23 protein-coding genes are annotated in these 22,091 nt (G+C 63.0%); 10 read left to right on the top strand and 13 right to left on the bottom strand.

All coding sequences use genetic code 11. The annotated features are described in order from the left end of the window. Positions 1 to 634 precede the first annotated feature (634 nt). From AC1MFL_RS12960 to AC1MFL_RS12935, 6 genes are all read left to right on the top strand, one after another. Entirely contained in the window at positions 635 to 1,063 is a 429-nt protein-coding gene (locus AC1MFL_RS12960; RefSeq protein ID WP_479810266.1) for a hypothetical protein, read from the top strand. A 198-nt stretch (positions 1,064 to 1,261) separates the two neighbouring features. After that, complete coding sequence (locus AC1MFL_RS12955; protein ID WP_479810264.1) at positions 1,262 to 2,383, top strand: acyltransferase family protein; 1,122 nt, start codon at positions 1,262 to 1,264, stop codon at positions 2,381 to 2,383. Positions 2,384 to 2,609: 226 nt separating this feature from the next. Further along, the gene (locus AC1MFL_RS12950) at positions 2,610 to 3,980 is read left to right on the top strand and encodes a sugar transferase (protein ID WP_479810262.1); all 1,371 of its coding nucleotides are present in this window, start codon (positions 2,610 to 2,612) and stop codon (positions 3,978 to 3,980) included. Positions 3,981 to 4,032: 52 nt separating this feature from the next. After that, positions 4,033 to 5,895 (top strand): DUF4012 domain-containing protein, encoded by a 1,863-nt coding sequence (locus AC1MFL_RS12945; RefSeq protein ID WP_479810260.1) that lies wholly within the window; start codon positions 4,033 to 4,035, stop codon positions 5,893 to 5,895. A 387-nt stretch (positions 5,896 to 6,282) separates the two neighbouring features. Next, positions 6,283 to 6,609, top strand: coding sequence for a hypothetical protein (locus tag AC1MFL_RS12940; RefSeq protein ID WP_479810259.1), 327 nt, complete (start codon positions 6,283 to 6,285; stop codon positions 6,607 to 6,609). Between the two features lie 86 nt (positions 6,610 to 6,695). Beyond that, positions 6,696 to 7,133, top strand: coding sequence for a VanZ family protein (locus tag AC1MFL_RS12935; RefSeq protein ID WP_479810257.1), 438 nt, complete (start codon positions 6,696 to 6,698; stop codon positions 7,131 to 7,133). Here AC1MFL_RS12935 and galU read toward each other — a convergent pair. The 7 genes from galU to paaA form a co-directional block, all read right to left on the bottom strand. Next, complete coding sequence (gene galU / locus AC1MFL_RS12930) at positions 7,130 to 8,020, bottom strand: UTP--glucose-1-phosphate uridylyltransferase GalU (RefSeq protein ID WP_479810255.1); 891 nt, start codon at positions 8,018 to 8,020, stop codon at positions 7,130 to 7,132. The two genes, AC1MFL_RS12935 and galU, sit on opposite strands and share 4 nt — an antisense overlap. A gap of 98 nt (positions 8,021 to 8,118) precedes the next feature. Then, positions 8,119 to 8,898 (bottom strand): enoyl-CoA hydratase/isomerase family protein, encoded by a 780-nt coding sequence (locus tag AC1MFL_RS12925; protein WP_479810253.1) that lies wholly within the window; start codon positions 8,896 to 8,898, stop codon positions 8,119 to 8,121. 40 nt (positions 8,899 to 8,938) lie between these two features. Beyond that, on the bottom strand, positions 8,939 to 10,171 hold the full coding sequence (gene paaE, locus AC1MFL_RS12920) for a 1,2-phenylacetyl-CoA epoxidase subunit PaaE (RefSeq protein WP_479810251.1): 1,233 nt from the start codon (positions 10,169 to 10,171) through the stop codon (positions 8,939 to 8,941). A gap of 15 nt (positions 10,172 to 10,186) precedes the next feature. Beyond that, positions 10,187 to 10,711, bottom strand: coding sequence for a 1,2-phenylacetyl-CoA epoxidase subunit PaaD (gene paaD, locus AC1MFL_RS12915; RefSeq protein WP_479810249.1), 525 nt, complete (start codon positions 10,709 to 10,711; stop codon positions 10,187 to 10,189). A gap of 2 nt (positions 10,712 to 10,713) precedes the next feature. Then, positions 10,714 to 11,652, bottom strand: a complete 939-nt coding sequence (gene paaC / locus AC1MFL_RS12910; protein WP_479810247.1) for a 1,2-phenylacetyl-CoA epoxidase subunit PaaC — start codon at positions 11,650 to 11,652, stop codon at positions 10,714 to 10,716. Continuing rightward, positions 11,649 to 11,954 carry a 1,2-phenylacetyl-CoA epoxidase subunit PaaB gene (gene paaB, locus AC1MFL_RS12905; RefSeq protein ID WP_024367847.1) on the bottom strand — a complete coding sequence of 102 codons (306 nt, stop codon included), beginning with the start codon at positions 11,952 to 11,954 and terminating at the stop codon, positions 11,649 to 11,651. Before paaB ends, paaC begins: the two co-directional genes overlap by 4 nt. Beyond that, positions 11,951 to 12,982 (bottom strand): 1,2-phenylacetyl-CoA epoxidase subunit PaaA, encoded by a 1,032-nt coding sequence (gene paaA / locus AC1MFL_RS12900; RefSeq protein ID WP_479810245.1) that lies wholly within the window; start codon positions 12,980 to 12,982, stop codon positions 11,951 to 11,953. Before paaA ends, paaB begins: the two co-directional genes overlap by 4 nt. Before the next feature lie 131 nt (positions 12,983 to 13,113). On the opposite strand from paaA, the gene lepB reads away from it, so the two are divergent. After that, on the top strand, positions 13,114 to 13,827 hold the full coding sequence (gene lepB / locus AC1MFL_RS12895) for a signal peptidase I (RefSeq protein ID WP_479810244.1): 714 nt from the start codon (positions 13,114 to 13,116) through the stop codon (positions 13,825 to 13,827). 62 nt (positions 13,828 to 13,889) lie between these two features. On the opposite strand, the gene AC1MFL_RS12890 is transcribed toward lepB, so the two are convergent. The 4 genes from AC1MFL_RS12890 to AC1MFL_RS12875 all read right to left on the bottom strand — a co-directional run bounded on the left by AC1MFL_RS12890 (position 13,890) and on the right by AC1MFL_RS12875 (position 17,716). After that, positions 13,890 to 15,470: a tyrosine-protein kinase domain-containing protein gene (locus AC1MFL_RS12890; protein WP_479810243.1), complete on the bottom strand. Its 1,581-nt coding sequence runs from the start codon at positions 15,468 to 15,470 to the stop codon at positions 13,890 to 13,892. 84 nt (positions 15,471 to 15,554) lie between these two features. Continuing rightward, positions 15,555 to 16,709 carry a hypothetical protein gene (locus AC1MFL_RS12885; protein WP_479810242.1) on the bottom strand — a complete coding sequence of 385 codons (1,155 nt, stop codon included), beginning with the start codon at positions 16,707 to 16,709 and terminating at the stop codon, positions 15,555 to 15,557. 14 nt (positions 16,710 to 16,723) lie between these two features. Continuing rightward, positions 16,724 to 17,044, bottom strand: a complete 321-nt coding sequence (locus AC1MFL_RS12880) for a PqqD family protein (RefSeq protein ID WP_479810241.1) — start codon at positions 17,042 to 17,044, stop codon at positions 16,724 to 16,726. Between the two features lie 96 nt (positions 17,045 to 17,140). Further along, positions 17,141 to 17,716: a hypothetical protein gene (locus AC1MFL_RS12875; RefSeq protein ID WP_479810240.1), complete on the bottom strand. Its 576-nt coding sequence runs from the start codon at positions 17,714 to 17,716 to the stop codon at positions 17,141 to 17,143. Between the two features lie 238 nt (positions 17,717 to 17,954). On the opposite strand from AC1MFL_RS12875, the gene AC1MFL_RS12870 reads away from it, so the two are divergent. Beyond that, positions 17,955 to 18,545, top strand: coding sequence for an arsenate reductase/protein-tyrosine-phosphatase family protein (locus AC1MFL_RS12870; protein ID WP_479810239.1), 591 nt, complete (start codon positions 17,955 to 17,957; stop codon positions 18,543 to 18,545). A 58-nt stretch (positions 18,546 to 18,603) separates the two neighbouring features. After that, a complete protein-coding gene (locus tag AC1MFL_RS12865) occupies positions 18,604 to 19,689 on the top strand; it encodes an LCP family protein (protein WP_479810238.1) in 1,086 nt (361 codons plus the stop codon). Positions 19,690 to 19,702: 13 nt separating this feature from the next. Here the strand turns inward: AC1MFL_RS12865 and AC1MFL_RS12860 are convergent, their stop codons facing one another. Both AC1MFL_RS12860 and AC1MFL_RS12855 read right to left on the bottom strand, forming a co-directional pair. Continuing rightward, positions 19,703 to 20,071, bottom strand: coding sequence for a hypothetical protein (locus tag AC1MFL_RS12860; protein ID WP_479810237.1), 369 nt, complete (start codon positions 20,069 to 20,071; stop codon positions 19,703 to 19,705). A 215-nt stretch (positions 20,072 to 20,286) separates the two neighbouring features. Further along, complete coding sequence (locus tag AC1MFL_RS12855) at positions 20,287 to 20,493, bottom strand: hypothetical protein (protein ID WP_479810236.1); 207 nt, start codon at positions 20,491 to 20,493, stop codon at positions 20,287 to 20,289. Between the two features lie 168 nt (positions 20,494 to 20,661). Between AC1MFL_RS12855 and AC1MFL_RS12850 the strand changes: the two genes are divergently transcribed. Continuing rightward, a complete protein-coding gene (locus AC1MFL_RS12850) occupies positions 20,662 to 22,080 on the top strand; it encodes a GTPase (RefSeq protein ID WP_479810235.1) in 1,419 nt (472 codons plus the stop codon). Positions 22,081 to 22,091: the final 11 nt, after the last annotated feature.

Raw genomic sequence — 22,091 nt, 5'->3', positions numbered from 1 at the left:
ATCAGCCGTCGACGTGGCTACGACCGCGTCGCGGACCTGAGCACGGTCAATGTGAAGAATCGAGTCGACGCCCTGTAGGACTTGGCTCGCTTTGTGTGGCCCGCCCTTAACCCGGTAGCCTACGGCGAGAACCTTGGGTCACAGAGTCATCGGACTGTATCGAATCGGGGGATGAGGATGGAAACTTTGCCAAGAGTTGTGGAGCGAATGCCGCAAGGCGCCGGGCGCATGACGCATCGACTCTTCCTCATGAAAAAACGGCTGGCGGCTTCCAGTTATCCCTATCGACTGAAATCAAGAGATGCCCTGTATCGCGCGCCGCTCCGCATCCGCCCATACAAATTCGATCCGTCTCGATATGGGGACGATTTTGTACGGAGTGATCTCCCTCTGTCCCCGAGCCGGCCGTTGGACCGTATTATCTATTTTTTCTGGACTGGGGAAAACGAATTATCACCAGACCGCAAGTCCGGTCTTGAAAGTCTGAGAAAGGTTTCAGGTGTCGACGTTAGGCTAGTGACGCCCGCCAACCTCGATAGCTTCATTCTTCCCGACGCGCCACTCCACCCCGCCTATCCTCAACTGTCACTTGTTCATCGCTCTGATTATCTTCGATACTATTTCATGAATTTTCATGGGGGGTTACTCAGATATCAAGACTGTCCGTGACACATGGACGAATGCCTTCCAACGTCTTGATGTGGCGGCTGATAAATGGGCGCTGGGATACAACGAAATTGCATCAGACATGACGTCTGATTTGTCTAGTAGACTCGGCGCGGGTGTCCGACGAAACTATAGTCTTTTGATCGGAAATGGTGCCTTCATTATGAAAGCAGGCACCGCCCTGACAAATGACTGGTATTCGAGACTCCTAGAAAGAATGGACGACTACACACCTGCACTCGACGAGAACCCAGGCAACGAGCGCGGGGACAATCCCGGCTATCCAATTCCTTGGATAGACCTCCTAGGCAACATCTTGCCGCCCCTTGCGTTGAAGCATCACGAAAAACTGATTCGCGATAATTCGATCCGTCCCGATTTCTTCGAATATAGGTGAGGCTGCCCTAAGATTAAGGGCGGCCCGGGGCGTTCGCCTCGATAGCCGGATAGCAGTTAGAGAGCTCTGGTTTTGCAACTAGGCGTGGCTGCCAAGCTCCCTATATCAGCCCCGGAACGCCCCCAATTTCATGTTTTTCCACTAACATGAGATCCGAGAACATCTTCGGGCCATAAAGGTCTCCGATATCCGACCTTGGTGTCAGAATCACCCTCTAAACCTCTGGGGCTCATATTGAATTACCGGCAGCTGTCTCACTCTGAATTCGAAGGCTTGACAAACGCGGCAACCCTTTCGTCCCGGCTAAGCCATCGCGACAACTCACTGAATCTCGTGAGATTAGCCCTCGCCGCCCTGGTTGTTTTGGGACATGCTTGGCCTCTTACTGGAAGCACCCAACACCCCTCGATGGAGTTCCTGAGTGGAATCGCCGTTGATGGTTTTTTTGCCGCATCTGGATACCTTATTGCTGGCAGTCGTGCGAGGATTTCATTCCTGGCATTCATTTGGCGTAGGGTGTTGCGAATCTTTCCCGCATTCCTAGGTTGTCTTCTGCTCATTGCTTTCGGATTTGCCCCGGTGGCCGCGTCGATTTCGGGAGAACCCTACCAATGGGACTCGGCGTTCGCTTTTGTTTACCGAAACGCCCTGCTGTCCATGCATCAGTACGGAATCGACGGGACCCTCGCATCGGTGCCCTACGAAAATGTCTGGAACGGTTCTTTGTGGACTTTGTCCTTCGAGTTCATTGCCTATATTTTCTTGGGTGTTGTGCTCACAGGTTCTTGGATCAGGCGAAGGGCTGCGGTGATCATTCCTGTGCTGCTCGTAGCCGTCATTTTGGCTCGCCTGGCGGCTCTGGGTCCCCTCGAGGTATCGACAAATTTCTACTTGAATGGCTTACGTCTTGCGGGGTACTTCGTCGCGGGAGCAGCATTCTTCTTTTGGGCAGAACGAATCAAGCTCCGGCCCTGGTACACGATCGCCGCTCTCGTGACTTACTTGGGGCTGTGGATGATCGACTGTGCGGAGCTTTTAGGCCAGATCCCCCTCACATACTTGGTTCTGTCTGTCGGGGCCGTTCGTTGCTCTGGTTTCGCCTCTAAAAACGACATATCCTATGGAATTTACATTTATGCTTTCCCTGTCCAACAACTCTTAGTTCTGCTTGGAAGTTCAAGTTGGGGTATCGCCGCCAACGTGGCTTTGACGTTGGTCAGTACGGCCTTGATCGCATGGTGGTCGTGGAAATATGTCGAAAAGCCGTTCCTTACTCTCAAGCGCTTGATTCCAGGACGCCGACTAGTGGACCCCCTTTAGGCAGTTGGGGCCCGGAATCCGCGAGCTGTTAGTGACGTTATCTCCGGATAGCTGGCCGTGGTCACCGTAACCGCCAGCGCAGGAGTGTCTTTCAGATGTGGGTTAAGATCATCCGGGATGCCTGATGAAGGAGAAGCTCTGAAATCAGGAAAAGGGGGCAAACTTGGAAAGTACACACGACTGGCGTGTCAGGACGTCACGCCTTCTGCGTGCGGTGGATGGGTTTGTGGTCGCGTGGGCCGTGACTGGCGCCTACATCGTCCGCTTCGGGTTCGAACCCGACCTGGCGACGCTCAGCAACGAGGCAGCGTATGGACTCTTTTCCATTGCACTAATCGTGGCCTGGTGGCTCATGCTGGGCGCCTGGAACAGCCGTCAGAGCCGGATTCTCGGCGCCGGCACTGACGAATACCGGCGCGTCGCCGGAGCATCCCTCTGGCTCTTCGGACTTGTGGCCATCTTCTCGTACGTCTTGAGAATTGACACCGCACGGGGCTACGTCGGCGTGGCCCTTCCTGTCGGCCTGGCCGGACTGCTGCTGTCTAGGTGGCTGCTTCGCCAGCACCTAAGCGTGAACCGCCAGTCCGGCAAGAGCATGTCCCGGCTGCTGATCCTGGGTGGACCGAGCTCCGTAGCCCATCTGGCAAAGTCCCTGCGCGGTGCCCGCGAAGCCGGATACTTGCCGGTCGCCGCCTACACGCCCGGTTCACACGGAACACCGACCGAGCCTGAGTCCCAGCTTCCTATTCTGGGCAGCGCACCGGACACTCCGTCCATCCTCGAGGCCATCGACCGCTCTGGCGTCGATGCGGTTGCCGTCTCAGCTGGAGTCCAGTTGCACCCTCAGATCCTCCGGCATCTGGGGTGGGAACTGGCCGCCCGCAATGTGGGTCTGATTATGGCGCCTGCCCTGACGGACATCGCGGGTCCACGCATCCATACGCAGCAGATCGCCGGCCTACCACTGATCCACGTCACGACACCCGCGCTGGAAGGCGGCCAGCGGGTCGCGAAAAGGCTGTTCGATCTGGTCGCCTCGGCGCTGCTGATCGTGCTCACGTCACCCATCATGTCCCTCGTCTGCATCATGATCAAAGCCGACAGCCGCGGACCGGTCCTCTTCAAACAGGAGCGAGTCGGGATGGAAGGGACTCCATTCTCCATGTTGAAGTTCCGCTCTATGGTGACCGATGCCGAAGACCAGCTGGCTGACCTGGCCGAACGCAATGAAGGAAACGGCGTCCTGTTCAAGATCAAGAACGATCCCAGGGTGACGCGGACCGGTAGGGTACTGCGAAAGTACAGCTTGGACGAACTGCCCCAGCTGTTCAACATCTTCGCCGGTGCCATGAGTTTGGTGGGACCAAGGCCGCCGCTTCCCCAAGAGGTCGACGCTTACGAACACCACGTCCGACGGAGGCTCCTGGTCAAACCTGGACTAACAGGGCTTTGGCAAGTCAGCGGCCGTTCCAATCTTTCCTGGCAGGATTCAGTGCGACTCGACCTGTACTACGTCGAAAACTGGTCACTGACAGGCGACCTTGTCATCATCCTACGTACCGCTCGAGCTGTATTCCGCAGCACCGGCGCTTACTGAACTCTTGGACTTACGGCGGGCTGACTCCGTCTTGGAAGGACCACCCAAAACCATGACGGACAGCAACGGAGCAAGTTCCGGGTACGACCCCCGCAATACCAGCACGCGAAGCCGATCAACCCGTGAGAAAAAGCGCCGCCGCGGGACATGGGTGGCTGCCATCTGCATCGCTGTGCTGGCGGCGTCCACCGCGTGGCTGGGGTACCGGGCATCAACATTGCGGGACGACCTCACTGCGGCGACACAACTAGTGCCCCGGCTCAAGGCGGAGGTCCTGAAGGACAACTCGGTCGGCGCTAATGCAACCCTGGACGAGCTCGAGAGCCGCACGTCTGGCGCCAGACGTGCGGTCGAGGATCCTCTGTGGGCTGCAGCGGGCGCACTACCCTGGATCGGACCCAACTTTCGGGCCGTCTCTGACACGGCCAGGTCCGCCGATGACGTGGTGGAGCTCGGTGCCGTCCCGATCCTCGGCATTTACCAGACCTTGGATTGGAAATCGCTGGCCCCCAAACGCGAGGGCCTGGATTTGGCTCCGCTGGCCGCGGCGAAGCCTGTTCTTGCCAAGGCGGCCCAGTCCGTCAGAGAGTCATCGGAACGGCTCAATGGACTAGATGCTGAATCCCTGCTTCCGCAGTTGTCCGGTCCTCTTGTCAAGGCTAGGGCTGAACTGACCACACTTAGCGATGGTCTCGATGCGGCCGCCGATTTTTCGAGTCTCGCCCCCGGGATGCTCGGCGACGAAGGCCCCCGAAACTATCTGCTAATGATCCAGAACAACGCAGAAGCTCGCGCCACCGGCGGAATTCCTGGGGCCCTCGCTAAACTCACCATCGAAGGGGGCCGTCTTTCGCTTGGCGCACAAACAAGTGCAGGAGCCCTGGGCGAGTTCTCACCACCCCTCGACGTCGACGCCGAGCAGGAACTTATTTACTCCGGCCGTCTTGGCATGTTTATGCAGGACGTCAATCTGACCCCCGACTTTGCCACCGCCGCCAGGACGGCCCATCAAATGTGGGAGAAGAAGACCGGAGAACGGCTGGATGGGGTGATTTCTATCGATCCGGTGTCCCTGGGATACATCCTGAAAGCCACCGGGCCAGTGAAACTGGCCGACCCCGCGTTGCAGAAAACGTCGACGGGATCGTTGCCCACAGTCTTGAACAGCCAGAACGTGGTGAAGACACTGCTTTCAGACGTTTATTCGGAGATCCGCTCGCCGAAATTACAGGATGCCTATTTTGCTGCGGTGACGAACCAGATTTTTGCGGCACTGTCAAGCGGCACGGCGGACCCCAAGATACTGATGGACGCTCTCACTCAAGGCGTTGGGGAACGACGGATAAGCGTCTGGTCGGCTGCGCCCTCGGAGCAGGACATCATCGGCAGGCATCCCCTTGCAGCAGCCGTAGGGGCTTCGGGGGCCGCGTTCGGCGCTTACTTCAACGACGGCACGGGCGCGAAAATGGACTACTACGTCAAGCGCACCGTCCAGCTCCTCAAGGAATGCCCACGGGATGGCTACGAGCAGACAACTGTCCGTGTCACGAGCACCAACACGGCGCCCGCCGATGCCGCCACGTCTCTGCCCCCCTATGTGACAGGAGGAGGAGTCTTCGGCGTTCCCGCCGGCACAGTACAGACCAATATCGTGGCCTACGGCCCGCCCCAGGCGTACGTGGAGACAGCTGTTGTTGACGGCCAGAAGTCAGACTTCGCCGCACACCAGCACGGCGACCGGCCCGTCGGTGTTGTGGCCCTCACGCTCGCGCCGGGGCAAAGCCGCACCGTAGATGTCACGTTCGGAAACATATCGCCGGGAACCAGCCCGACCCTGGTCGTAACCCCGACTGTTCAGGCCGTCAAGGACGTAATTCTGGAAGCGCAAACCGCGGACTGCGCTGGCGCCCCGTAGACAATAGGTGAACTTTTAGTCCAACGTCCGCAGAGACTTCGTAAATCGTCAAACGGGATGGTATCGTCGGTCCGGGAAATAAATTGAGATTTCAACCTCCGGCCAAGCTTGGGATCGGAAATCTTCATCGCTAGAACTACATCCGAAGTAACGGTCTCAGGGGGACAATTGAAGAAAACACTTGCAGTGGTAGCTCTTGCCGGATCGCTCGGACTTATGGGAGCTGTTCCGGCCATGGCAGACACGTACCCTGCCCCCGTGCCCAGCGCAACGGTATCCGATGGCTCAGTTGACCGGGGAGAGACGTTCACTTTCGCTGGCAGTGGATTCGCGCCGGGCGAGACGGTCACTGTAACCGTCCGTCAAGGAAACGGAAACGGGCCGATCGTGAATACCTATACAGTGACCGCCGACGCCAACGGTGCTTTCACGTTGTCCGTCAGCATCGCCAAGGCTGGAGCATACAGCCTGACGGCTACCGGCTCGAGTGGCAAGACCGCTTCCGCTACCGTCAACGTCAGGGGGTCCGCAGTCGCGGGCCAGGGCAACACCAATGGGGTTGTACTGGCTAGCACCGGTGGAACGTCGCTCGCCAACACAGGTGCCAGCCCGGACCTGATCCTGTGGTCCTTGGTTGGCGCAGGTGCGCTGGTAGCCGGCACGACGTCGGTCGTCGTCGTCCGACGCCGGGCCAAGGCTGAGGCCTCCGCCTAAGCACTAGCCAACGAGCAATAAGGGGTGGTGGCCTCCCGGAGACGGGAGACCACCACCCTTTGCTTTAACGAATTCCTAAGGAGCACATGAATTCTTTGTACTCCCCGCGCGTATGGCGCGGAGTGCTGGCGGGCTTTCTGGCTATCCTGGCGCTGGTTGGCTTTTGGCCCAGCCCTGTGGACCAGCCAGTGCAGGGACAGATCGCCGGATTCCTAACCTTCATCCACACTCTCGGAGTTCCCGCACGGGTGGGATACAAATTCATTGAAGCGTCCGCCAATGTGATTCTCTTTGTTCCGCTTGGCGTGCTTGCGGCACTTGCCTTCCCGAGGAAACAATGGTGGCAGATTGGTGCTTTTGGGCTGCTGATTTCTGGCTTTATGGAACTCGGCCAGCTCCTCTTCCTTCCGTACCGCTTCCCCAGCCCGCTGGACCTTGCCACCAACACAGCAGGATGTGCACTGGGGGCCCTCTTGGTCGTGCTCCTCCTACGTCCCCGGAGCCGCTCCAGTCACAGGGGTTAGCTGACAAAGGCCTTCATCCAGGTCTTGAGTTCCTCGCCGAACTCCACGCGCTCCGAGGCGATGGAGATGACCGCCTTGAGGTAGCTCAGCTTGTCACCGGTGTCGTAGCGGCGGCCCTTGAAGACCACCCCGTACACGCCGCCGCCCTCGCAGTCCGAGGTGGCCAGGGTCTGCAGGGCATCCGTGAGTTGGATTTCGCCGCCGCGCCCGGGCTGGGTTTCCTCCAGCACATCGAAGACCGCCGGGTGGAGCACGTACCGTCCGATGACGGCCAGGTTGGAGGGAGCGTCGGCGACCGAGGGTTTTTCCACGAGCCGGTTGACGCGGACATGGGCTTCCGTGTCCAGGACCGAAACGTCGGCGCAACCGTACGCGCTGATCTCGACGGGGTCCACTTCGATCAGGGCGATGACGGAGCCTCCCGTCCGGGCCTGAACTTCGATCATGATGCTCAGGAGCTCGTCGCGCTCATCGATCAGATCATCGCCAAGCAGGACCGCGAAGGGCTCGTCCCCCACGTGCTGGCGGGCGCACAGGACAGCGTGTCCCAAACCTTTGGGGTCACCCTGGCGGACGTAGTAGAGAGGCCCCAAGGCGGAAGCGTGCTGGACGGCTTCCAGTTTGTCCAGATCGCCTTTGAGTTCCAGAGTCCGTTCCAGGCTGGGCTCACGGTCGAAGTGGTCCTCGAGGGCGCGTTTCTGCCGGCCGGTGATCATCAACAAGTCGGTCAGGCCTGCGCGGACGGCCTCCTCGACAACGTACTGGATAGCCGGCTGATCGACTACCGGCAGCATTTCCTTGGGCATCGCCTTGGTGGCGGGCAGGAAGCGCGTCCCCAGTCCTGCGGCCGGAATGACAGCTTTAGTTACTGGTTTCCCCGAAGTCATAGACGAACCATACAAGCGCACCCGGGAAATGAAAATGGGCTCAACAAAAGACAAGTACTGTACTAATCCGGACTCGAGTCATCAGGATTCCAGCGATACTAGCCCTTGAAGACGGGCTTCCGCTTTTCCTGGAACGCCAGGAACCCTTCGGAGTAGTCCCCGGTTTTGCAGAGGCGGGCCTGCTCGGCGTTCTCCTCCTCCATGGACTCCCAGAGGCCCAGCCGCTGGTCCCGGATATGCGCCACGAGTTCCTTGCTGGCGTTGAAGGCGCTGGTGGCGCCGGTGGCTGCCTTGGCGACGATGGTCCGGGTGTTCTCCAGCAAGTCGGCCGCGGGCATGGCCCGGCTGAACATCCCCTGGGCCACGGCGTCCGCGCCGCTCATGAGTTCCGCGGTGTAGATCAGGTCCAGGGTCCGGTGCATACCGAGGCGCTCGGTGAAGTACCAGTGGCCGCCGGAGTCGAGAGTGGCACCCAGATTCGCGAAGGGCGAGCCGAACTTGGCGTTCTCCGCCACGTACACCACATCCGTGGCCAGCAGCAGTCCCAGCCCCACACCCAGGCAGGCCCCCTGGGCCGCCGCGAAGGTGGGGGCGGGGAAGGCAGACATCTTCTTCAGCAGCGGCTGCAGAAGGCCGCCCAGGTAGCCCTGGACGTCGTCCGTCTCCGGCGTGACGCCGGCGATGTCCCGTCCCGCGCAGAAAGCGCGCCCCTCGCCCCGGAGCAGAAGCGCCCGCACCTCGCCGCGGGAGGCGGCAGCGGCGGCGTCGTCATACGCCTGTGCTAAATCCCTGAGGGCCTGTTCGTCCAGCGAGTTGAGCTTGTGCGGGGCGTCGAGGACGATCTCGGCGATGCCGTCGGCGATTGAGAGGGAAATCATGGGGCTCCTGGGGTCGGGGCGGGACTGCGAGGTGGGAAAGTTAGACGTCGAAGTCGACGGTGACTTCCGGCGTGGTGGGGTGGGACTGGCAGGTGAGCACGTAGCCCTTGTCCAGTTCGTCCTGCTCCAGCGCGTAGTTCTCGTCCATGGTGACCGCACCGCTGACCACCTTGGCGCGGCAGGTTCCGCAGACGCCGCCGGCACACGCGAACGGCACGTCCGGGCGGACCCGCAGGGCCGCGTTCAGGATCGATTCGCGGGCGTGTGTGGGGCTGGCCACCTCGCCCTGGAGACCGTCGAGCTTGAAGGTGATCTTGTAGGTGGCCTGGGACTCGTCCACAATCACGGGACGGCCGGCGTTGCCCTCGGGGCGGTCCGGCTTGCCGGTGGTGAACAGTTCGAAGCGGACGTGCTCCGGGTCGACGCCCCGCTCGGCCAGGGTGTCCCGGCAGAGCTGGACGAGCTCGAACGGGCCGCACAGGAACCACTCGTCGACGTCGTCGGCGTGGATGGCGGTCCCCAGCAGGGCCTGCAGCTTCTCCGCGTCGATCCGGCCGCTGAGCAGCGGAGCGATCCGCTGTTCGCGGGAGAGCACATGGTGCAGGGCGAGCCGGGCCGGGTACTTGTCCTTCAGGTCCGCAAGCTCCTCGAGGAACATCACGTCCATGGCGGCCTTGTTGGCGTAGACCAGGTCGAAGCGGGTTTCCGGATGCGCCGCGAGCAGGGTGCGGGCAATCGCGATCACCGGGGTAATGCCGGAGCCGGCGGCAATCGCGACGAAGGAGCCGGGCTCCCCCGCGAGTTCGCTCGCCATCGCTTCCGGGTGGTTCATCGAGTTCATCAGGTTCTGCTCTTTGCCGTCGCGGCCGTGCCTGGACACGAACGCGCCCATCGGGCTCATCACGTCCAGGACGTCTCCCGCCTTGAGCTCGGCGTTCGCCCAGGTGGAGAACAGCCCGCCGAGGTCCTTCTTGATCGCGACCCGGATCTCGCTGCTGCCGTCCGCGAAGCTCCGCGGCTCGGCGCAGATGGAGTAGCTGCGCCGGATTTCCTTCGGTTCGCCGTTCTCGTCCGGCAGGGTGGTGCGCAGGGCGACGTACTGGCCCGGGAGGTAGTCGAACTGGCCGGCCAGCTCGGCCGGAACGCCGAAGGTCACCTCGATCGCATCATCGGTGAGCCGGCGGACCTCATCCACCGTCAGCGGGTGGAAGGAGGCGCGGCGGCGGCCGGTGGCTGCAGCCGTTTCAGCCGCGGTCTGGCGGACAACAGTCATGGGAGCACCTGTTCCTTACAAAACTTTGAAGTAGTCGAACGGTTCCTTGCAGTCCTGGCAGACGTACAGCGCCTTGCAGGAGGTGGAACCGAAGCGGGTGAGTTCCTTGGTGTTCAGCGATGAACACTGCGGGCATTTGACGGCGAGGGAGAGCCGGATGGGCCCGGCGTGCCGGACGGCAGCCGAGTGGCCGGAGGGCGGCGCGATGCCGTACTCCTGCAGCTTGGCCTTGCCGGATTCCGTCATCCAGTCCGTGGTCCAGGCCGGCGAGAGCACCAGTTCCACCCGGACGTGGGGGTAGCCGGCATTCTGGAACGCCGCCGTGAGGTCGTCACGGATGGCGTCCATCGCGGGGCAGCCGGAGTAGGTCGGCGTGATGGTGACCTGAACCGCGGGAACCGGGCCGCCGTCGTCGAACAGCTGGACGTTCCGGAGAATGCCCAGGTCCGCAACCGTGAGGACCGGGATTTCCGGGTCGCAGACGGTGGCCGCGATGTCCCAGGCCTTCTGCTCGGCGGTCTTGGTGTCCGTCTCGGCCATGACTACCAGCTTGCTCCGGGGTACTCGCGGGCGAGCACCTGCATTTCGGCCAGGAGGTAGCCGAGGTGTTCGGAGTGCAGTCCCCTGCGGCCGCCGCCGGGGGCGGGCTGGACGGTGGGGACGTCCAGTTCGGCTGCGGCGAGGACCTCGCCGGTGAGGCGGTCGAAGTCGGCGCGCAGGCTGGACGGCTCGACGGCGGCACCGAAGGCGCTGAGGCGGGCGGTGAGTTCGTCATCGCGGAACAGCTCGTCCACGTAGGGCCAGATGACCTTGAAGGCGTGGATCATCTTCTCGCGGGACTCGTCCGTGCCCTGGGCCAGGCGCAGCACCCACTGGGCGCTGTGGTCGCGGTGGTAGTCCACTTCCTTGACGGCCTTGGCAGCGATGCCGGCCAGGGTGGCGTCGGTGGACTGCGTCAGCCGGCGGTAGAGCTCGAACTGGTAGTAGCTGACGACGAACTGGCGGGCGATGGTGACGGCGAAGTCGCCATTCGGGAGTTCGAAGATCTCGACGGAGCGGAATTCGGGCTCGCGGCGGAAGTACGCCAGGTCATCCTCGCTCCGGCCGTCGAGTCCGCCGGCGTAGCTGAGGAAGGACCGGGCGTGGCCCAGCTGGTCCAGGGCAATGTTGCCCAGGGCGATGTCCTCTTCAAGCTCCGGGGCGCGGGAGATCCAGTGGCCCAGGCGCTGCGCGAGGACCAGCGCGTCATCGCCCAGGCGCAGGGCGAACTCGGCGACGTCCTCGCTCGGCTTGGCGGTGCCGCGGCTGACGGCCAGGGCGATGTCCTCGGGGCGGAGGGCGTTCCCGGGTGTGATGCGGGTGGCGCTGGCCGTGGCCTCGCCGCTGTTGCCGGAGCCTTTGACGCCGACGGAGATGTCCCCGTGGCCGACCGTTTCTGCTGCGGGTGCCGCAGCTGCCGCAGTTTCAGGTGTGGTGCTCACAGGTGCTTCACGCCCTCGCTCTTGGTGTAGTACGTCGCGTGCCGGTAGTCCTTGCCCTGGGGGGACTCGAAGAACGAGCCCTTGGCGTCCGGGTCGCTGGAGGCGATGGCGTCAGCCGGGACAACCCAGATGGACACGCCCTCGTTGCGGCGGGTGTAGAGGTCGCGGGCGTTGCGCAGGGCCATGGCGGCGTCCGGCGCGTGCAGGGAGCCGGCGTGGACGTGGGAGAGGCCGCGGCTGGAGCGGACGAAGACTTCCCAGATGGGCCAGACGTTTCCTGCGTGCGGTTCGGGGGTGGTCATGCTGCGGATTCCTTTTCTGCTTGCTTGCGGCTCTGCTTTTCCGCGTAGGCGGCGGCGGCTTCGCGGACCCAGGTGCCCTCGTGGTGTGCCTCGCGGCGCCGTTCCAGGCGCTGGGCGTTGCAGGGGCCGCGGCCGGCGAGGACTTCGTGGAATTCATCCCAGTCCAGCGGGCCGTGCTCCCATTTCTTGGTTTCTTCGTTGAAACGGATGTCCTTGTCCGGGAGCGTGAGCTCCAGGACCTTGACCTGCTCCATCATCATGCCGACGAAGCGGTTGCGCAGTTCATCGTTGCTGAAGCGCTTGATATTCCAGGCCATGGACTGCTTGGAGTTGGGCGAATCGTCATCCGGCGGGCCGAACATCATCAGGGCCGGGGCGTACCAGCGGTCCACCGCGTCCTGGGCCATCTGCTTCTGCTCGGGCGTGCCGTGGGAGAGTTCCAGCAGGATCTCGAAGCCCTGGCGCTGGTGGAAGGATTCTTCCTTGCAGACGCGGACCATGGCGCGGCCGTAGGGGCCGAAGGAGGCGCGGCAGAGCGGCACCTGGTTGGCGATGGCGGCGCCGTCGACCATCCAGCCGATGGCACCCATGTCCGCCCAGGTGCGGGCGGGGTAGTTGAAGATGGAGGAGTACTTGGCCTTGCCGTCCATCAGGTCCTGCATCATCTGGTCGCGCGGCTGGCCGAGGGTCTCGGCGGCGGAGTACAGGTACAGGCCGTGGCCGGCCTCGTCCTGGACCTTGGCCATCAGGATGGCCTTGCGCTTGAGGCTGGGGGCGCGGGAGATCCAGTTGGCTTCCGGCTGCATGCCGATGATCTCCGAGTGCGCGTGCTGGGAGATCTGGCGCAGCAGGGTCTTGCGGTATGCCGGGGGCATCCAGTCGCGGGGTTCGATCCTTGAGTCATCCGCCATGACTTTGTCGAAGTATGCCTGGCCTTCAGCGTCACGCCGGGCCGCATCTTCGAGGCTCTGTTCGTGCCGTGCCGCTGTTGGCTCTCCGGGCACTGACTGCAGGGTCTGCGCTGCCATGGTTGCTCCTATGCATTTCCGATAAATAATTACCGACCGTTCGTTCAGGATATGCGGAAGGCGGGAGATGCGTCAAGCACCGGGCCCGAACTGACAGCATCGAGTCCGCAGGCCGGTGGTAGCTTGAACTCGTGAATATCCGCGCCGGCAAGAAGCTCCCCCTTTGGGCCGCCGTGGCCCGAAACATGCTGATCGCCCTGGTGGCCGTCTCCCTGGTCCAGGGGTTCCTGGTAAAGGCCTACCGCATCCCGTCCGGATCGATGGAGCCCACGCTGCAAGGTTCTGCGGACGGCGGCGACAGAATCCTGGTCAACCGGCTTGCCTATACTGGCTCAGGGCCGCGCACCGGCGACATCGTGGTGTTCACCCGGCCGGAGAGCTGGCAGGCGGAATCCGCTGTGCCTCGCAGTGGGGGGGTTGCCGGGGTGGCCCGTTCCTTTGGGGACCTTACCGGGATCGGGCCCTCCAACGAGCAGTTCCTGGTGAAGCGCGTGGTGGCGCGCGGGGGCCAGACCATCAGATGCTGCGAAGACGACGGCAAACTGCGGATCGACGGCCAGCCACTGGACGAACCATACATTTTCGAAGACCTGCCGTTTGAGGCCGGAATCCTCGACTGCCAGAGCAGTCCCCGGTCACTCCGGTGCATTCCCCCGCTTACGGTCCCCGAGGGGGAACTGGTGGTGCTGGGCGACCACCGTTCCAACTCGGTGGATTCCGCCATCAACTGCCGGACACCGGCCAGTGGGGCCGACGACTGCGTCAGGACGATCCCGGCTTCGGCAGTCGTCGGCCAGGTGGCGGGCGTTATATGGCCTCTGAATCGTGTTGGCGGAGTGAACTGACAGCCTCCACAGACCAAAATATCCCCCCGGAGCGTTTGCTCCGAGAGGATACCTTTCAGTGCTCAGTCCGTATACCGCCGGCTCCGTGCGGGCAGCCGAGCCGCTGGACGCGCAAGCGGTTCGGCCAACTGCTCAGAGTCGTAGGCCGGATCGGGTTCCCGGTGGTTTGGCTCCGCAGTGACAGGCACCAGTTCGGGCTGCGGGTCGACAGACTGGTACGACGCATAGTAGGCGTAGGAGTCCGAGCCCGAAAGGGGGACACGGTTCAGGATGGTGCCGAGCACATGCCCGTTGACCCTCTGCAGGTTTCCGAGCGCTTTCGCGAGTTCGTCTTCCTTCGTTTGCCCGGACCGAATGACGATGATCGCCCCGTCGGAAATGCGAGTAAGCACCGCCGCATCAGTGACGGGCAGCAACGGCGGAGCGTCGACCAGCACTATCGCATCCTGGGCTAACGTTTTCAGCAAAGTCTTCATGGCTAGCGATCCGAGCAGCTCGCTGGGGTTCGGAGGTATCCGCCCAGATCCGAGCACGCGCAGGTTGGGCATTGCGCTCCACTCCTGCAGGACGTCAGCCAGTTCGGCGTGCCCACTCAGGACGTCGGTGACACCCACGCCAGGAATAAGGTTGAAAACGTCGGCTACGGTGGGGCGCCGCAAATCGCCGTCGACCACCACCACATTCTCGCCGGCGGCCGCCATGGTGGCCGCCAGGTTTGCGGTAACGGTCGATTTGCCCTCGGACGGTACCGAGCTGGTCACCACAATGATCCGCGGCGGATTGTCGACGTCGACGTACTGAAGGTTTGTCCGGAGTTCCCGAAGGGCCTCTGTAATGGCATGGGAACCCTTGGCCTGCTTGGACGGGGCGTAACCGTCTTCCAGCACGGTGCTTTTTCCGTCGAGGCGACCGTCCACCGGAAGGGTGCCAAGCACGGACACACCGAAACGGCGTTCGATGGCTGCCGGGTTCCGGAGGCGGCGGTCCAGGTGGTGACGCAACAGCGCATAGAGGAGCCCGAGCACCAGACCCGCCAGGGCGCCGATACCGAGGGCTTGCTTCACGTTCGGCGAGACGGGGGCCAACGGCAGGATGCCTGTAGTCAATGGGACCATCCGGATGACGGGCACGGGGGCCGTTGCCGCGCCTTCAATGGCGGGGATGCTTTCCATTTCCTTGACTTGCTCGGCCAGCGCCACAACCCAGGCATCGGCAAGGCGTTGGGCGGTCGCTGGATCAGGAGACTTGGCGGTGATGGCGATTTGTGCCCCATCGGGCTGCACTACGGCGGTCACGGACCCGAGGAGCGCGTCGGGAGAGGTGTTGAGGCCCAGAGACTTAACGACCCGCTCCGAGACCAGCCTGGACGTCGCCACAGACTGGTATTTAGCGGCCTTGGTCTTCGCCAGATTTTCGCTCATGAGTGACAGGCTCAGGTTATCCGAGCCGCCTGCCACTATGATTCCGCTGGACTGTGACGCGTACAACTTCGGCTGAAGAAGCGCCCAGCAGAAGGCAAGGAGGGTCAGCGCCAGCGTAAAAGCGACGATACCCTTCCAGCGGGCTCGAGCGATGCGAAGATAATCTGCCAGCGTCAATCCCGCTGGAATCTGCCCGTTTTCGGCAGCATCCAAACTACTCACGCGTAGGTCCTTTCCCCAGTGCCCGGCCCCAGCGACCCACACGAGAAATAATTTTACGCTATGGCCGCAACGTGGAGTTCAACTTTAACCGCGCACGATTAGTCCTTGGCCGACGAGTTCGTCAACAGCGGCAGCGAGCAGGGCTTCATAGCCCTCGGGTAAGCCATGCCGGGCTTCTATCCGTTGGATCAAACTTTGCATCGAGATCGGGCGTTTCGCAGACATCCAGATGACCGGCCCGATTCCGCTCAGCCTAGTGAGTTCGGAATCCGTGAGAACAAGTAGGTCCCCGTCGATCTCCACCGCATCAACCACCGGGGCCCTCCGCAGGCAGCCAGCGGGAATTTCTGCGTCAACGTGCTCACTGCCGTTTGCTGGAAGTGCAGGCGACCACGGACCGCTGGTGCTCCTAGGCGGCTCTGCTGCATCGCGGAGGAATAGTGGCGCCAAGGACTCCCGAAGGTCGACCGCTTCTGAGTAGCTAACCCTAAATACGCCGCCGACGCTATCAATCAGTCGACAGAGGGATTGCAGCGGCTGAAACACGGCAGCTTGGGACGATGTCTCTGGGATCAGCGCCAGCACCGCCTCGACCAAAGGGACGTGCTTGACGATGGGGGGTTGGTAGTCTGCGCCATCAACCCTGTCGAGGAGCACGATGGCTTTGAGATAGAGGTCGAGCGGCGCGACCTGCAGGCCAAGTTCGTCGGGGCCTACCTGAAGCTTGGGGGCGCCAGACACATGCTGCTTCACCGAAAGCGGTTTCGGATAGGGCTCAACAGTTCCGTCCGCACGGATGGCCACGGTTTCATCCGTTATGTACCCGAAGATCTTACCGAGTTGCGAAGATGCAGTGGTTTTACCGGTGCCGGATTTTGCCACCAGGGCCATGACCGCGCCGTCGGCGGGATCGGCAATGCCACAGGCGTGCAGCATGGTCAGTTCCCCGGCCCGCTCGAGGATGGCGGCGATGGTGACTTCGGAGGTCACGGCTTCGACCAACCGCTCAAAGGTATCCGCGCCGAGGTGTTTCACCCCGGCGCCGGGCACCTTGGAGTCAAAATAGACGGATGCGCTGAACGGGGAGCCCGTGGTGGAGGGCTGGGACTCCTGCTCAATGGGGTGGACCGGCTCGCCAAGACACCTGCTCCAGGCTTTGGCCGTGGCGTCGCGCTGGGCGCCGGTGACTCCGGCCCCCCATTTCACGGTGAGGCTGATGCCTAGTACAACGATATGCAAATCGCCGGGAGCTATCACGCTGTTCCGCCAGCCCCCGCAATTGTGCCGGGGATTCCCGCCTGGATCTGCTCGATGAGGAGCTCCGAGCTCAGGCTGGCCATGAAAGTCTCAACATGGGCGGAGATCAAGCCGTCGGCATCATCATACTCTTCGCAAAGTTGCGCGACGATTTCCGATTGGCTCCGGTGTCCGTCGATCAGTGCCCAGATGGTCGCGGCCGTGCCGTTCAAAACCCTGGGCTGATCCGTGTCGAGCTGCAGCACGGCGATGATGTCCGCAGTTTCGGACCTGACTTCTGCCACGAAGGGCGCACGCCGCCAGACCCGCTCCGACATGACACCCCTAAAGTATTCCGGCAGTTGATACCTGCCATTAGATCACTGTTGGAAATGCCGCGCCGACCGCGGGCCCGGCGGGTGGGGGTGGCGCTACTAGGTCAATTTAATGGTCGATGAAGCTGCCAAGGAGATACCACCAGAGAAGTTGAAGGTAACCGTCATCGTGTAGTCCCCGCCCGTCCCGTTCGTTAGCCCGTTGTAGTTAAACCCGCTGAGGGTATAGGAGACAGAGCCGTTACTCGCAATAGTGGGCGTGTGGCTGAAGTTAATCGTGAAAGTTTTGCCCGAAAAACTTCCCGAAAACGTCTTCGTCGTATTTACATCCGTAAGCGTGGTGACCCCTACTCCGGCCTTGCCCTGAACGGGCTTGGCAGGGCCGATGGTGAGCGTGGCGCTAATAACAGTGAGGTCCCCCGACCCGTTACTGAGGGTAAAGCCAGGCGAGGCTTGTCCGGTCCTGTTCTTTTCACTGGCGGTGTTCGGTGTGAACGTCGTGGTGCCTAGCGCAGGAACCGCATCAAAGGTCAGTGTTGCGTTGGTCGCGGACGCCGCTGCGGCCGGCGCAGCGATAGCTGCCGCGATAACAGGAACACTCCACGCGGCACCCTTAACAACGGCACGGCGGTCGAAACTGGCCTTCGGTGTGGCCAAGCTCTTGATCTCCGACATTTTTCTACCCCAGGTTCTAGTGCGGCGAACCCCCCCATGGGGCCTGCTCCTACCGAGCGACTCGGCATCTTTGGACGACTGTACGCAGAAAAACGTGAATCTTCAATATCAAGCTTCTCAAATATCAAGATCCACAGAAATGCGTCCCATGTCCTCTCCACAGCCGTAAATGTCCCGGCGCGGCTAAACTCGGAAACCTGCCGCCGCACGAGTCTGGCTACTGGAAGTTGGGAAAACCTTGGAAGCGCTCCACCCCTTTCGGATCCTGACGGTCTGCACCGGCAACATCTGCCGTTCGCCGGTCGCCGAGCGCCTGCTGCAAACCGGCCTGGACCAGGTCCAGCCCGGCGCCTTTGCGGTGCGCAGCGCCGGCACGCGGGCCATGGTGGGCGATCCCATCCAGCCGCCCTCGGCGGACATCATCCGGACGTACGGCGGGACCCCGGACGGCTTTGCGGCCCGGCTGCTGACGCCGAAGATCCTCAGGGAGTCCGACCTGGTGCTGGCGATGACCGCCAAACACCGCGGCGCCGTGATGCAGATGGACGCCTCCTTGCTGAAGCGCACCTTCACCATCCGTGAATTTGCCCGGATGCTGGAGGTCCTGGAGCAGCGCGACACGCCCGCTGCCGCCGTCGACCTTCCCGCCTTTTGGCGGGAACTCCCTGGACGCGCGGCGTCCGTGCGGCACCTGTCCCTGGCCCCCGAGCCCTCCGACAACGACGTGGTGGACCCTTACCGGCGCGGGCAGGAGCTGTACAACCAGATGGAGGATGAGCTCGCCCCGGCCATCCTTACCATCCTGCGGTTCGCCCGCGAGCACGGCTGACCTTTTAACCTCTGCGCCGCCGGCATCATTTGGTTGATGGCGGTGGTAGTGTCCGGCCATGGGAACGTCGCCGGAACCAGCAGGACCAGCCGCAGGCTCCGCCGCGGCACCGGGCGGATTGCACCGCCGCCGCACCATCGTCCTCGCCGTCGTTGCCGGGCTGGTGGTCATCGCGGTCGCCGCCGCGGCCTTCCTGCTGAACCGGCCGCGCACCGAAACTGCGGCCCCGGTGGAAACCTCCGCCCCGGCCCCGGAGACAACACCCGCCACCACCCCGGAACCCACGCCCACCCCGACCCCCACCACGGAGCCACCGCCCGCCGCGCTCAACATCCTGCTCATCGGCAGCGACAGCCGCACCAACGCCCGGGCCGTCGCCGCCTCCGGTGAGGCGTCCGACCAGCGCGGGGACGCCCTAGTCTTCATCCACCTCCCGGCCGACCGGCAGAGCGTCTACGGCATCTCCATCATGCGCGACCTCTGGGTGGACATCCCCGGCCACGGCGCGGCCAAGGTCAACGCCGGGCTGGAACTCGGCGGCGTGCCCCTCATGACACAGACCGTCGAATCCCTGCTGGGCCAGCACATCGACCACACCGTGATGCTGGACTTCCAGGGCTTCGCCGCCATGACCGACGCCCTCGGCGGGGTGGACGTGGACATCAAGCAGGGCTTCCAGGGGACCGTCGACGACTACGTGTACTTTCCCGCCGGCGTGAACCGGCTCAACGGGCTGCAGGCACTGGCCTACGTCCGCGAGCGCCACGCCTTCGCCGACGGCGACTACCAGCGGGTCCGGAACCAGCAAACCTTCCTCAAGGCCGTGATGGCCAAACTGGCGGCCGAAGGCGGGCTGCAGGACCGGAACACCGTCAAACAGCTGGTGTCCACGGTCCTCCCCCACATCACCGTGTCGCCGGGGCTGAACGTGGAGACGCTGGAACGCCTCGCCTTCAGCCTGCGCAGCACGGCCCCCGGCAACGCCGTGTTCTTCACACTGCCCACCGCCGGCGTGGGGACCAGCCGGGACGGCCAGTCCATCGTCCTGCAGGACCCCGCCGCCACCGCCGCCGTCTCCGCCGCGCTGTCCTCCGGGACCCTGGCCGACTACATCGCCGCCAACAATCTGCAGAACGGGAACTGAGGAGGGCCGCGGGTCAGAAGGCCCTGTACCCGGCGTAGATCAGAGTCAGTTCAGGCCCCGGGTCTGTGGCCGGGCCGACCACCGTCGGTCCCCCGTACTTGCCGCCGTCCTCGACGGTCTGAGCCGAACTGTCGATGACGCCGTCGCCATTGGAATCCCAGAACCTGGCACCGAAGTATCCGTCCTCGTTGTTGTCACCGATGACAACCTCCAAGCAACCGTCTTGATTGGCGTCTGCCGCGTAGTGATCGATCACGCCGTTGAAGTCGATATCGAAGGCATAGGTATCGAAGATGCCGTCGCCGCCCCTGAGGTCGGCGCCACCGACGTCGCCCCGGCCGTCGCCGTTGGTATCGATGAATGTAAAGGCCTCCAGCGACATGATGCACTCCTACTGATGGGGAAGCGGGGCTTCCGGATTCATTTGCTGATGACTATTAGAGGGTCGGGGCAGCCGGAAAGTTCCCGAAAATACGCATGGATTGCGGGGATGGCCGGGCGGCCCGGCAACCACAAGGCCACCCAAGGCCGGGACCCTCCTTCGCACAAAAAGGAGCAGAGGTGCATCTTGCACCTCTGCTCCTCCACGTTGCAGATTTAGGAGTTGTATACCACCACAACGTCCCCGTTGGGGAGCATCTGAGCTCCCCAATCGTAGGCTGAGCTGAAATCCCCGTCGCCGAATGCGTCAAACACTATGGTGTCATAGCCGTAGATAGAGTCCGTATCGAAGAACCCCATATTGCCCGTGGCGCCCGTGCCCACAACGTCATCGACTACATCGAAAAAGATTACCGGTTCCATGATGTTTCTCCTTAGGTTCTGGAAGCTCTTGCTCCCTGTTTTGCTGATGATGATTAGAGGCCCCGGGCCCCCGAAAAGTTCCCAAAAAGAAAAATTGATCTTCCGGGAACATTTGCCCCACCGCCAGCATCAAACGGACAAAGACGTCCACAGAAAAGGGGTACGGCCATGAATGCTCTAGACGGCTATTCAGGCCTTCGCTCCAGCGCGGAGCAGTTGCTGGACGACGTCGACGCCTTACTGGGGCTGTCCGGCGGACGGGTCATGGACGATTTCCGGACCGCGCTCCGGCGTCCTGCCGTGGTGGCAGTGACGGGCCGGGTGAACACGGGCAAGTCGACGTTGGTGAACAGCCTGATCAGCGCCAAGCTGGCGCCCACCTCGACCCAGGAAACCACCGCGTTGCTGTGCCTCTACGTCTACGGTTCGCCGGCCCGCGCCGAAGCCGTGCTGGACACCGGGGATGTGGTGCCGGTACCGCTCACCGGATCCGGGCCGGCCCTGGAAAATATCCCGCCCGAGACCATCGATTACCTGCAGGTCCACGTGCAGGCGGCCGTGCTGCGGCCCGCCACAATCGTGGACACCCCCGGGCTGGGCTCGGCGGCGACGGACAATTCGCGCCGGACGGAGGCCCGGATGCTGGGGGGCGCAGATGCGGACGGCCCCGACGCGCTGCTCTACCTGGTCCGGGACTCCTTCCGCCCGGACGATGAGGAATTCATTGCCCGGTTCAAGGCCCGGCCCGGCGCCGGACCGGGGCGATCCACCGTTGTTGGTCTCGTGGCTCACGCCGACAACTTTGGCGGCGGCCCGTGGCACGGCGCGGAGCCGGTGGGCCAGGCCCGAGCAGCCGCAGCCGAACTCGCCGGCAGGATGCCGCAGCTCACCGCCGTGCTTCCCGTCTCGGCCCTGCTCGCCGAAACGGTGCAGACCGGGGCGCTGCGTGAACAGGACGTGCGGAACCTCCGCCTGCTGCAGGGCGCGGACGATCTGCGTCTCCAGTTCGCCGACCAGCTGGGCGCTCCCCCGGAGGTGTCCGGGGAGGATTTCCGGCGGCTCACCGGACTGATTGGCACGTACGGAATCAGATATGGAAGGGAGCAGTGCGGATCTGCCGGGCAGCTCACCCGGTGGCTGCACGAACGGTCCGGACTGGCGGCGCTGGAACGGACCCTGCAGTCGGCGGTGATCGGCCCGACGGAAAGTGCCCGCGTGGACGGGATGCTCACCGGCCTCCTTGCTGCAGCGCGCTCCCGGTCCTGGCCCGCCGACGCGCGGCGCCTGATCGAAGGGGCGCGGCACGCACCCGCCTTTCACCGCCTGCACGAGGAAGCCGCGCTGGACCTGCTGAAAGCGGACGCCCCCGGGCATGAAATGGTGGCGGTGCTGCAGGGCCTTACCCGGGATGATCCGGAACTGGACGGAGTTCTGCCGGACATTTCCGGAAGCAGCGGCTACCTGGGGCTGGCCGCCCATTACCAGTCGATGGTTGGCACGGCATCAACGGGCGCCGAAGCCCGTGCGGCCAGGGTCATTGCCCGTTCCCTGCTGATCCGCTCCGGAGCTACCGGGAGCCGGCCATGACGGGCGGGAGG

The sequence above is a fragment of the Arthrobacter sp. BG3 genome, assembly GCF_056680185.1.
The sequence above is the reverse complement of the archived record's forward strand: the minus strand, read 5'-3'. Positions and strand labels throughout refer to the sequence as shown.